The organism is Ralstonia sp. OTU4908, assembly GCF_038440115.1.
Lineage (GTDB): Bacteria > Pseudomonadota > Gammaproteobacteria > Burkholderiales > Burkholderiaceae > Ralstonia > Ralstonia pickettii.
In genome coordinates this window covers 118,722-131,013 of record NZ_JASATD010000013.1, presented here as the reverse complement: position 1 = coordinate 131,013, position 12,292 = coordinate 118,722, and the positions used below count along the sequence as shown (strand labels likewise).

The following is a 12,292-nucleotide window of genomic DNA, read 5'->3' as shown; positions in this document are numbered from 1 at the left end:
CTCAAACAAGTACAGCACGAACGGAAGAAGAAGGAACATCAGCGCACCGCTGGCACGGTGCAGGATGGACACCTTACCGGCCCAGGGCAAACGGTAGCGGGCGATGTCGCCCAAACCGATGTTCCTGTATACCGGCCTGGCTTTCTTGATGGCTTCTGCCATGGTCAGACCCCAATTGGCTAATCAACAAACAAAACAGGTTTGCACAAATCCACGAGATTTTAGCGCGCTTTTGTTGCGCAGCGCACCATAAATTCCATGCGATGCGCTCCACTTTTGTGCTTCCTGCCCTCGCCAGCCAGTGGCGTGATACGGGGGCGGATTGTCCTCTCTGCACCGCCTTCATGACGCGCAATACGCTGTTGCGCGCCGCACAAATCAAGACGCAGCCGAAGCGGCGACGGTCCGCATGAATCGCGGCCCGGCGACGCGTCATTAATTCAATTCGTTCTGGTAATAGTGCCGCGTCGTGACGTACAGGCCACGGCGTATCTCCACCGGTTTGTCGCCGAACGTATGCGACACGCGCTCCACTGACAGCAGCGGCGATTCAGCGGCCACCGACAGCAACTCCGCCGTGGTCGGGTCAGCGGCCACCGCACGGATGCGCTCGGTGGCACGCAACATGCGCACGCCAAACTCCGCCTCGAAAAATGCGTACATCGGGCCCTTCCACTCGGTCAGCTTTTCAGCCGTCAGCCCTTTGAAGCTCGCCCCTGGCAACCAGATTTCTTCGAGCACGGTCGGCTCACCCGAAAAGAACAGGATGCGGCGGATCTGCACGACGCTGTCGCCGGCCTTGAGCTCGAGCAGACGGGCGATCTCAGCCGGGGCGCGCATGCGCTTGCACTCCAGCACACGGCTGCTGGGATAGTGCTGCTCGCCCTGCTCCGGCATCAGACGCAAGAAACGGAACTGCACCCCTTCTTCGTAATGCGTGGTAACGAAGGTGCCCTTGCCCTGGCGCCGCGCGACCAGGTTTTCAGCCGCCAACTCGTCGATCGCCTTGCGCACCGTCCCCTGGCTGACCTTGTAACGGGCCGCCAACTCCATCTCACTGGGGATCATTTCGCCGGGCTTCCATTCGCCGGCTTGCAGGCTTTGCAGGATCAGCGTCTTGATCTGCTGATACAGCGGACTGAACGTGGGAGAGCCGCCTGCGCCGCCCGCAGAAGCGGGCGATGCGCCGCCTTCGCCGCCTGAAGGCGGCATCGCAGCGGATAGAGGGCTGGGTGTGCTCGACATAGCTGCCGATTTCACCACAAAAGCGACAAAGGCGTCCAGCCCGTTTATAGAATGTCTTATGTCTTATATAAGACAGAAGATTAATTGACTTCTCGGCAAAGCCGGACCTACACTCGCGCCTGTTCCGGGCGACGGTCCACTCAGACGCCACGACGCCCTCAAGGTCAATCGCGAGTGTGTTTCCACATCGTCATGCGGACGCAGTAAACTGCGAGGCTCTTGCCGATTCTGAGCCGACCGCCCACGAAGCGCCGACCGTTGCCGGCAATGCCTGCGAAGCTGCACCGACATCCCGCCAGGATGCCTGCCGCACGCAGTGCGATCCGCTTTCACTACCGTTTGGAGAGTTCTCATGGCAAAAGCACCCATGCGCGTCGCAGTGACCGGCGCTGCTGGACAGATCGGTTACGCCCTGCTGTTCCGCATCGCCGCTGGCGAAATGCTGGGCAAGGATCAGCCCGTCATCCTGCAACTGCTGGAAATCCCCGATGAGAAGGCCCAAAAGGCGCTCAAGGGTGTGATGATGGAGATCGAAGACTGCGCATTCCCGCTGCTGGCCGGCATGGAAGCGCATTCCGACCCGATGACCGCCTTCAAGGACGTCGACGTGGCCCTGCTGGTGGGCGCGCGCCCCCGTGGTCCGGGCATGGAGCGTGCAGACCTGCTGTCGGCCAACGCCCAGATCTTCACGGCACAAGGCAAGGCTCTGAACGCCGTGGCCTCGCGCAACGTCAAGGTGCTGGTGGTCGGGAACCCTGCCAACACCAACGCCTACATTGCCATGAAGTCGGCGCCGGACCTGCCGCGCGAGAATTTTACCGCCATGCTGCGCCTGGACCACAACCGTGCCTTGTCGCAAATCGCTGCCAAGACCGGCAAGCCGGTTTCGTCCATCGAAAAGCTGTTCGTGTGGGGCAACCACAGCCCGACGATGTACGCCGACTACCGCTACGCCACGATCGACGGCAAGAGCGTCAAGGACATGATCAACGACCCGGTGTGGAACAACGACGTGTTCCTGCCGACCGTTGGCAAGCGCGGCGCCGCCATCATCGAAGCGCGCGGCCTGTCGTCGGCTGCTTCGGCTGCCAACGCCGCCATTGACCACGTGCGTGACTGGGTACTGGGCAGCAACGGTAAGATCGTTACGATGGGCATCCCGTCGAACGGCGAATACGGCATTCCGAAGGACGTGATGTTCGGTTTCCCGGTCACCACGGAGAACGGCAAGTACAAGATCGTCGAAGGGCTGGAAATCGACGAGTACAGCCAAGGCAAGATCAAGATCACGCTCGACGAGCTGGAAGCCGAGCGCGCAGGCGTACAGCATCTGCTGTAATCCGCATGATCTAAAGGAAGAAACCGGAGCGGATCGGCAGCGAACCCTCCGGTTTTTTTACACCTGCATTTTGAACAAGACGCAGGCGCTGTAGGCGCCGCACAACCGACACCACTCCGTGCACCCTACCGAGGTTTTGTTCCAGGACGATGCCCTTCCGGCTCAACTGCCGGTCTGCGACCACTACGCGGGCGCAGAAAAACTGATGCGCAAATCGCTCGCCCTGCAACAAACCCTTGGCCCCGTCTTCGACATCACGTTCGACTGCGAAGACGGCGCCGCCATCGGCCAGGAGCGCGCACACGCCGAACTGGCCGCCGCGCTCATCAACAGCGACGACAACCGTTTCAACCGCATTGGCGTGCGCATCCACGATCCAAACCACGATGCGTGGACGCAAGACGTCGATATCCTCGTAGGCCTTGCCGGCCGCCGCCTCGCCTACGTCACGGTGCCCAAGGTGCGCGACGTGGTGGAAGTGGCACGCGTGACCGATCGCATCAACCAGGCCGCCAAGGCAGCGGGCATTGCGCGGCACCTGCCGATCCACGTCTTGATCGAAACACATGGGGCCCTGGCGCAGGTGTTCGATATCGCTTCGTTGGTGCAGGTGGAATGCCTGAGTTTCGGCCTGATGGATTTCGTTTCGGCACACAACGGCGCGATTCCGGGCGCGGCGATGGGCTCGCCCGAGCAGTTCGAGCACCCGCTGATCCGCCGCGCGCTTGCCGATATTTCGGCCGCGTGCCACGCGCACGGCAAAGTGCCGTCGCACAACGTCAGCACCGACATCAAACACCCGGACCGCGCCGGCGCCGATGCCACCCGCGCGCGCAACGAGTTCGGCTATCTGCGCAAGTGGAGCATCCATCCGGACCAGATTGCGCCGATCGTTTCGGCGTTCCGCCCATCGCACGAAGAAGTGACACACGCGAGCGCCATTCTTGCATCTGCGCAAGACACCGCGTGGGGACCGATCCAGCACGAAGGGCGGCTGCATGACCGCGCGAGCTATCGCTACTGGTGGGCCGTGCTGCAACGGGCGCACACCACCGGCGTGGAGATGCCGCCCGACGCGGTTGCGCGCTTCTTCGCGTGACGGGCACAGACAGGAGAATCGCCATGACTGCACACACCCAAGCCAGCGCAGGGGCGCGCTTTCGCCAGGCGCTGGTTGAAGAATCGCCGCTGCAGGTGGTTGGCACCATCAACGCCAACCACGCGCTGCTGGCCAAGCGCGCCGGCTATCGCGCGATCTATCTTTCGGGCGGCGGCGTGGCAGCGGGCTCGCTCGGATTGCCGGATCTCGGCATATCGGGCCTGGACGACGTTTTGACGGACGTCCGCCGCATCACCGATGTGTGCGATGTACCGCTGCTGGTCGATGTCGACACGGGTTTCGGCGCTTCCGCATTCAACGTAGCGCGCACGACCAAGTCGCTCATCAAGTTTGGCGCCGCGGCCATGCATATCGAAGACCAAGTCGGCGCCAAGCGCTGCGGCCATCGACCCAACAAGGAGATCGTCTCGAAGGAAGAGATGGTCGACCGGATCAAAGCGGCCGTCGATGCTCGCACCGACGCCAACTTTGTCATCATGGCCCGCACCGATGCGCTGGCCGTCGAAGGGTTCGACCGCGCCCTGGAACGGGCCGTGGCCTGCGTGGAAGCCGGCGCGGACGCGATCTTCCCGGAAGCAATGACGGAACTCTCGATGTACCGCAAGTTTGTCGACGCGGTGAAGGTGCCGGTGCTGGCGAACATCACCGAATTTGGCCAGACGCCGCTGTTCACGCGCGATGAGCTGGCCTCCGCGGGCGTGTCGATGATCCTGTATCCGCTGTCGGCATTCCGCGCCATGAACAAGGCTGCGGAGAACGTGTACGCAGCCATTCGCCGCGACGGCACGCAACAGAACGTCGTCGACACCATGCAGACGCGCATGGAACTCTACGACAGCATCGGTTACCACGACTACGAAGCCAAGCTGGACGCGCTGTTCGCACAGAACCGCGGGTAAGCCGGCCAGCCTCCCGACCAACGCAAGCAAGGAGAACGGAAGACAAACACTGCGGGGCGAGTTGCGCGGGAACGGTCCCAAGATCGATGCTGATGCCAAGCCGATACCGCCGTTTGACGGAGATGTCGGTCTTGCATGTAACAGAACGTTGGGCACGGCGTCCAAATCGGTCAAAATACCGGCCGGTGTGCGAAATGCCGTGGCAACCGCGACCTGGCTGCCGCCTCCCTACTCTGTCTTACCGAATTACCGAAGGAAACCCTATGAACAAATTCATCGTGGGCGCCTGTGCCGGCGTTCTTTCGCTGGCTGCATCGCAATATGCAACCGCCCAGACCGCGCCCGCAAAGCCGGCCGCCAAAAAGGCTTCGGCCAAGAAGAAGGTCACCAAGAAGGCAGAACCTGTTGCAGCTGCCAAGCCTGAAGGCGTGCAATGGAAGTGCGAACTTGGCAACGAGCTCTACATTGCAGGTGACATGACGCGCGACCAGATCATCAAGCTGCACTGGAAGGGCAAGAACTACGACCTGCCGCGCCAACTGACCCGCACCGGCGCCGACCGCTACTTCGACCAGAAGACCGGCTTCGACCTGGTCGTGATCCCGGCGAAGGCCATGCTGTTTGATCGCAACGAAGGCCACCGCCTGGCTGATGAGTGCCAAACCGCTGAAATGGCTGCCGGCGCACCGGCCCCGACGCAAGCCGGCGCCCTGCGCGCGCCGGCCGGCCTGCCGCTGATGACCCCGGACAGCCCGGCTCCCGCGCCGGCCCCGGCGCCGGGCACGGCCCAACCGGCCCAGCAGTAACCCGCCATCGCGCAAGAGGCCCACGGGAGCCGCCCATGTCCGCAACGGTTGCGAACATCCGCATGAATCCAGACAAGGTCATCGTCGACGACGTGACCTTGCCCGGAGGCGCGGGGCGCCCTGGACCCACAGCATCCGGGGCCATCGAGCCAATTGGAACGATGGCGCTCGGTACCGCCCTGGTCGCCGGTCAGGCCATCGAGGCGCACCAAGACACCGTCGTCCGCGGCACGCGCAGCACTGCGCTGCGTATGAAAATTGCCTGCGCGGACGACAAGCCTTTCACCACGATTGACCACGACGCCAAGAAACGTCCGATTGCCGATGGCATCCCCGCCCGCATCAACGGCGGCAAGACGTTCAACGGAGTTGTGGCGCAGTATCCGCCCGGTCAGAAGCCTTGCCGAGCGACGCGTTTGCCGGTTTGTATGTGATTTGATTTTGTCGATTTGATGTATCCGCACGGGGCACCCCGGTACCCCGCGCAATCCTCAAGCCTTGGAGTCATGCCATGCCCCACAATCTGAAAAAAACACTCAAGGAATTTAAGGTCAACGGCGGCCAGACCGGCAAGTTCTACTCCCTGCCGCAACTGGGCAAGGAGCTGGGCGTGGCGATCGAGCGCCTGCCGGTGTCGATCCGCATCGTGCTGGAGTCCGTGCTGCGCAACTGCGACGGCAAGAAGGTGACCGAAGAGCACGTCCAACAATTGGCCAACTGGAAGCCGAACGCCGAGCGCGTTGACGAAATCCCGTTCGTGGTGGCCCGCGTGGTGCTGCAGGACTTTACCGGCGTGCCGCTGCTGGCCGACCTGGCCGCCATGCGCAACGTGGCCGAGCGCATGGGCAAGAACCCCAAGAAGATCGAGCCGCTCGTGCCGGTCGACCTGGTGGTGGACCACTCGGTGCAGATTGACCACTTCCGCGAGAAGAAGGCGCTGGACCTGAACATGCAACTGGAGTTCTCGCGCAACAACGAGCGCTACCAGTTCATGAAGTGGGGCATGCAGGCATTCGACACGTTTGGCGTGGTGCAGCCGGGCTTCGGCATCGTCCACCAGGTCAACCTGGAGTACCTGGCACGCGGCGTCCATAAGAAGGACGGCGTGTACTACCCGGATACGCTGGTCGGCACCGACAGCCACACCACCATGATCAACGGTATCGGCGTGGTGGGCTGGGGCGTGGGCGGTATCGAGGCGGAAGCCGGCATGCTGGGCCAGCCGGTGTATTTCCTGACGCCGGACGTGGTAGGCGTGGAGCTGAAGGGCCGCCTGCGCGAAGGCTGCACGGCAACCGACCTGGTGCTCACGATCACGGAAATGCTGCGCAAGGAAAAGGTCGTCGGCAAGTTCGTCGAATTCTTCGGCGAAGGCACGGCCAGCCTGTCGCTGCCGGACCGCGCGACCATCGGCAACATGGCTCCGGAATACGGCGCCACGATGGGCTTCTTCCCGGTCGATGAAAAGACCATCGATTACTTCAAGGGCACGGGGCGCACGAAGGAAGAAATCGCTGCGTTCGAAAGCTATTTCAAGGCGCAGAAGCTGTTTGGCGTGCCGAAGGCTGGCGAAATCGACTACACCAAGACGCTGACGCTGGATCTGGGCACGGTGGCGCCGTCGCTGGCCGGCCCGAAGCGCCCGCAAGACCGCATCGAAATCGGCAACGTGAAGTCGACGTTCTCGTCGCTGTTCTCGAAGCCGGTTGCGGAGAACGGTTTCAACAAGAAAGCGGAAGACCTCGACAAGACCTTCACGACCACCAACGGCGTCGACGTGAAGAGCGGCGACGTGCTGATCGCCGCCATCACGTCGTGCACGAACACGTCCAACCCGAGCGTGCTGCTGGCAGCCGGCCTGCTGGCCAAGAAGGCCGTCGAAGCCGGTTTGGAAGTGGCGCCGCACATCAAGACCTCGCTCGCCCCGGGAAGCCGCGTGGTGACGAAATATCTGGAGGCCGCCGGGCTGCTGCCGTACCTCGAAAAGCTGGGCTTTGGCGTGACGGCCTACGGCTGCACGACCTGCATCGGCAACGCCGGCGACCTGACGCCGGAACTCAACGAAGCCATCGTGAAGAACGACATCGTTGCGGCTGCCGTGCTGTCGGGCAACCGCAACTTTGAAGCGCGTATCCACCCGAACATCCGCGCCAACTTCCTGGCCTCGCCCCCGCTGGTCGTCGCCTACGCGATCGCTGGCAACGTGACGCGCGACCTCATGACCGAACCGGTGGGCAAGGGCAAGAAGGGCAAGGACGTCTACCTGGGCGACATTTGGCCGACCTCGGACGAAATCGCCAAGCTGATGAAGTTCGCAATGAACGCCGACACGTTCCGCACGAACTACGAACAGGTCAAGAAGCCGTCCAAGCTGTGGGCCAACGTCAAAGGCACGAAGGGCCAAGTCTACGACTGGCCGAAGTCCACGTACATCGCAGAGCCGCCGTTCTTCGAAGGTTTTGGCATGACGCCTGCTGTTGCCTCGGCATCGGTCAAGGGCGCCCGCGCACTGGGCGTGTTCGGTGATTCCGTGACGACCGACCACATCTCCCCAGCCGGTTCGATCAAGGAAACGTCGCCGGCCGGCAAATACCTGCTGGCCAATGGCGTGCTCAAGGCCGACTTCAACAGCTACGGCTCGCGCCGCGGCAACCATGAGGTGATGATGCGCGGCACGTTCGCCAACGTGCGCATCAAGAACCTGATGATCCCCGCCAAGGCCGACGGTTCGCGCGTGGAAGGCGGCGAAACGCTGTTCCAGCCGAGCGGCGAACAAATGTCGATCTACGACGCCGCCATGAAGTACATCGCCGAAGGGACGCCGACGGTCGTCTTCGGGGGCGAAGAGTACGGCACGGGCAGCTCGCGCGACTGGGCCGCCAAGGGCACGCAACTGCTGGGGGTGAAGGCGGTGATCGCACGCAGCTTCGAGCGTATCCATCGCTCGAACCTGGTTGGCATGGGCGTGCTGCCGCTGCAATTCAAGGGCAGCGACTCGGCGCAATCGCTGGGCATCGTGGGAGACGAAACCTTCGACATCGAGGGCCTGGACGGCGAAATCAAGCCGCAACAGGACGTCACCCTGGTCATCCATCGCGCCAACGGCGAGACCACGCGTGCGCAAGTGCTGCTGCGCATCGACACGCCGATCGAGGTGGATTACTACAAGCACGGCGGCATCCTGCCGTTCGTGCTGCGCCAGCTGCTGGCGGCTTAAGTTTCAAGCCACCACGCTGCGAAGGTGCAGATCGAAAACCGGCTCTTCGGAGCCGGTTTTTTATTGCCTGCCAAATCAAACAAGGTGACGATGCCCCAATCGGCAAGCAGGCTTTGGTACAGTCTGCCGAATCGGCCGTGTGATGTGCCCGCCCCGTTGGCGGCACGCTCGCCGCCCGGCCTCGCCTGACCGTTTCATTGCTGGAGTCCCGCACCCATGGCCCAAGTGGTACTTGCCTTCATCGTCGTGGCGGCTGCCGTGTTCTACATCCTGTTCAAGGCACCGCAGACCGACGCCCAGGCGCCAGCCCCGGCAACGCCCGCCGTAGCAGCGGCGCCTGTGCCCCCGCCTCCGCCAATGGCAGCTTCCGCGCCGGTTGCCGAGACGCATCCGGCATCGGCCAGCGCGCCGGCTGCATCCGAACCCGCAGCGGCTTCCGCACCTGCGAGCGCAAGCAGCGCGGCCTCCGCAGCATCGGCGCCTGCGGCCAAGCCTTAAGGTTTTCGCCTGACAGGTTTCGCAACGGGCGTCGCGCAGCAGCGTACAAGGGTAAAATAACGCCCCTTCATTCTTCCAACGAACGGTACGGCACAGCATGGCAGGATTCCGCTCCAAGGCTCCCCAACGTCTTTCCCCCGATGCAGAACGGCTGGTGGCCGATGCGCTGGCGCTCGACGCGTCGGGCAGCCGCATCGAAGACGTCTATTGGGAACAAAGGCTGTCCGAACGTCTTTCCCGGCTGCTCAAGAACGGCAGCCAGACCGCGCTCGACGCCGCGCTAGATCATCTTTTTAAACACAACGAGGAAGCTTCCGACGTGCTCGCCGAACAGGCCGAGACGCTCGCCGAATCGGCCATCCTCAGCTCGGGTGGCGTCGAATACGACGCGCTGCTGATCGCGGCGCCCATCCTGGCGCACACCCGCTACATGATCCCCTCGGGCACCATCAAGCCCGAGATGGCGCAAACGCTGCAGGTACACCTGCAGGCGCATGTGATGGCTTCCAACGCCCGCGTGGCGCTGGCCCCTTACCTGTACAGCATCGATCAGCTGCCGCGCACGCATTCCGACACCTTTGCGCTCACGCACAAGCTGGCCGCGTACGCGCTGTCGGGCCAGCCGGCCAAGGTCGAACTGCGCGATATGCCGGAAACGGCGCCGATCCTGGCCGACCCTCGCTACCTGGTGGCGATCGTCGTGGCGCAGCACGGCCAGGCGCTGTTCCGCTGGCAGGAAGACGCCAAGGAGCACCACGCAGAGCGCTCCGCCTGCCTGGAGCAATGGCGCGAACAGGTCACGCCGACCATCTCCACGCTGATGCCCGGCTGCGAGTTCGACCTGCTCCTGCCCGACGCGTTCTTCCTGTCCTGCCGCGAGTCCGACAAGCAGATCCGCCCGCTGACCGTGCGCGCTGCCGTCAATTACCTGCAGGGCGCGCTCGATATGCCGGCCAACCGCTTCGGCGCCATCATCGGCGCGTTTGGCGAAGAGCAGATCGAGGAATACCGCGTGGCCTTCACGGTGCGCGGCGAGAAAGACCTCATCTACGGCATCGTCTGGCCGGTGTACGGCCGCGACGGCGGCGCCACGGATGTCACCGCGGAAGGCGAACCGGGCAGCCCACTGGAGCAGATCTGCGATGAGTTGCGCGCCTGCGGCATCGAAGACATCTTCCGCCATGGCCAGCTCTTCGAACCCGAGTACTGCGAAGACTGCGGCGCCCCGCTCTATGCGGACCGCTCGGCCGAAATCGTCCACGCAGAAATGCCGGAAGACGCGCCGACCCAGCAGCCGCTGTTCCACTGACGGGCGACGGGCGTGATCCAAGCCACCTTCGGGTGGCTTTTTTATTGCTCCGCGATCGTTCATATTGATTGTCGGTTTGCGTCGCACGCGCCCCGCCGGGCTGCGGCACAATGACGGTCTCCCGCCACATGGCATCACCGCCGAACCCCAGGAGCCTCCCGATGACAACCCGTGCCCTCTTGTGTGTTCCCATCCGCGCCCTGATCCGCAACCTCGCAGCCTGTGCGCTGGCAGCGGCTGCCGCGGTGCCGTTGGCCGCGCACGCCGACGACCTGCGCATCGGCCTGTCCGCCGACGTCACGTCGATGGACCCGCAGTGGAACAACGCCGGCCCCAACAACGCCATGGCGCTGCACATCTTCGAATCGCTGGTCTTTCTCGACAAGAACGGCCGCTACACGCCTGGCTTGGCCACGTCTTGGAAGCCCGTCGACGCCAACACCTGGGAGATCAAGCTGCGCCCCAATGTGAAATGGAGCGACGGCACGCCGCTCACCGGCGAAGACGTGAAGGCATCGATCGAGCGGCCCGCGCGCCTGACCAACAGCCCGGGCCCGTTCACGAGTTATACGAAGTCGATTACCGAAGTACAGATCGTCGATCCGCTCACGGTGCGCTTGAAACTGTCGACACCGAATTACGCGAGCATTCCCAACGATCTGAACAGCCTGCCCATCATCCCGAAAAAGGTGGCCGATGCGGCGCAGGCGGACTTTGATGCGGGCCGCGCCATGATCGGCACCGGTCCGTTCCTGTTCGACCACTTCACGCGCGGGCAGGAAATCGTTCTGAAGAAGAACCCGCACTACTGGGGCCGCGCGCCGCAGTGGGACAAGGTAACCTTCAAGATCATCACGGACAATGCGGCGCGCACAGCCGCGCTGCTCTCGGGCGATGTGGATGTCGTCGAGGCCGTACCGGCTGCGGACGTGCCGCGCATCAAGCAAGACCCGAAATTCCACCTCGAACAGCAGGTGTCGTGGCGCACGATTTTCTGGCAGATGGACCAGAGTCGCGATGCGTCGCCGTTCGTGACCGACAAGGCCGGCAAGCCCCTCGCCAAGAATCCGCTCAAGGACCATCGCGTGCGCCAGGCCATCGCGCTGGCCATCAACCGCGATGCCATCGTCAGCCGCGTGCTGGAGGGCCAGGGCGTCGTGGCATCGAGCATCGTGTCGCCGCAGATCTTCGGGCATCCGGGCGGCAAGCCGATCGCATATGACCCGGCGCGCGCCAAGAAACTGCTTGCCGAGGCCGGTTACCCGGACGGTTTCGGGCTCACGCTGCACGCAACCAACAACCGGTATCTGAACGATGCGCAGGTCGCGCAGACCACCGCACAGCTGCTCACGCGCATCGGCATTCAAACGAAGGTGGAAACCTTGCCGGTGGCAGCGTACTTCTCGCGCGCGCGTCAGGGCGAATTCTCGTTCATGATGCTCGGCTGGGGCTCGGTGGCGGCGGATGTGGCGCTGCGCAGCATTCTCGGTACGCCCAACGCGCAAACCGGCTACGGCTCGTGGAACTGGGGCCGCTACAGCAACCCGGAGCTGGACAAGCTGGTACAGACGTCGCTTTCGACGGTGTCGAGCGAACAGGCACACGAGCAGGCCGCCAAGACCGCGGCGCGCTTTGCGCAGACCGACTACGCGATCATCCCGTCGCATCACCAGCTCGCGACGTGGGCCATGCGCAAGGGCATCCGCTACGAGGCGCGCACCGACGAATGGTCGCTTGCCTGGTTGTTCACCAAGCAATGATGATGGGTTGGTAACGAACACCGTGCCGTAACGCGCTGTTACAGCAAATTCGCCTGATGTGCCGCATTGGGGTAACTAGCAGGAACTTTCGTCCTGAGC

Annotated in this window: 11 protein-coding genes; 9 read left to right on the top strand and 2 right to left on the bottom strand. The window is 63.3% G+C overall.

The window, feature by feature from the left end:
- Positions 1-162, bottom strand: a 162-nt coding sequence (locus tag AAHM38_RS13920; RefSeq protein WP_446740142.1) for a succinate dehydrogenase, cytochrome b556 subunit, incomplete at its 3' end; no start/stop codon positions are given.
- Between the two features lie 273 nt (positions 163-435).
- Positions 436-1,245 (bottom strand): GntR family transcriptional regulator, encoded by an 810-nt coding sequence (locus tag AAHM38_RS13915; RefSeq protein ID WP_009277492.1) that lies wholly within the window; start codon positions 1,243-1,245, stop codon positions 436-438.
- A gap of 352 nt (positions 1,246-1,597) precedes the next feature.
- Here AAHM38_RS13915 and AAHM38_RS13910 point away from each other — a divergent pair, with 352 nt between their 5' ends.
- The 9 genes from AAHM38_RS13910 to AAHM38_RS13870 all read left to right on the top strand — a co-directional run bounded on the left by AAHM38_RS13910 (position 1,598) and on the right by AAHM38_RS13870 (position 12,193).
- Positions 1,598-2,584: a malate dehydrogenase gene (locus AAHM38_RS13910; RefSeq protein WP_009241010.1), complete on the top strand. Its 987-nt coding sequence runs from the start codon at positions 1,598-1,600 to the stop codon at positions 2,582-2,584.
- 118 nt (positions 2,585-2,702) lie between these two features.
- The gene (locus tag AAHM38_RS13905) at positions 2,703-3,683 is read left to right on the top strand and encodes an HpcH/HpaI aldolase/citrate lyase family protein (protein ID WP_009241011.1); all 981 of its coding nucleotides are present in this window, start codon (positions 2,703-2,705) and stop codon (positions 3,681-3,683) included.
- Between the two features lie 23 nt (positions 3,684-3,706).
- Entirely contained in the window at positions 3,707-4,603 is an 897-nt protein-coding gene (gene prpB / locus AAHM38_RS13900) for a methylisocitrate lyase (protein WP_065856650.1), read from the top strand.
- Between the two features lie 263 nt (positions 4,604-4,866).
- On the top strand, positions 4,867-5,409 hold the full coding sequence (locus AAHM38_RS13895) for a hypothetical protein (protein WP_116576491.1): 543 nt from the start codon (positions 4,867-4,869) through the stop codon (positions 5,407-5,409).
- Positions 5,410-5,444: 35 nt separating this feature from the next.
- Positions 5,445-5,843 (top strand): 2-methylcitrate dehydratase, encoded by a 399-nt coding sequence (locus AAHM38_RS13890; RefSeq protein ID WP_116576492.1) that lies wholly within the window; start codon positions 5,445-5,447, stop codon positions 5,841-5,843.
- Positions 5,844-5,920: 77 nt separating this feature from the next.
- Positions 5,921-8,626, top strand: coding sequence for an aconitate hydratase AcnA (acnA, locus tag AAHM38_RS13885; RefSeq protein WP_116576493.1), 2,706 nt, complete (start codon positions 5,921-5,923; stop codon positions 8,624-8,626).
- Positions 8,627-8,842: 216 nt separating this feature from the next.
- Positions 8,843-9,124, top strand: a complete 282-nt coding sequence (locus AAHM38_RS13880; RefSeq protein WP_116576494.1) for a hypothetical protein — start codon at positions 8,843-8,845, stop codon at positions 9,122-9,124.
- A gap of 97 nt (positions 9,125-9,221) precedes the next feature.
- Entirely contained in the window at positions 9,222-10,433 is a 1,212-nt protein-coding gene (locus AAHM38_RS13875; RefSeq protein WP_024975336.1) for a DUF2863 family protein, read from the top strand.
- A gap of 161 nt (positions 10,434-10,594) precedes the next feature.
- Positions 10,595-12,193, top strand: coding sequence for an ABC transporter substrate-binding protein (locus AAHM38_RS13870; protein WP_116576495.1), 1,599 nt, complete (start codon positions 10,595-10,597; stop codon positions 12,191-12,193).
- The last annotated feature ends 99 nt before the right edge of the window (positions 12,194-12,292 follow it).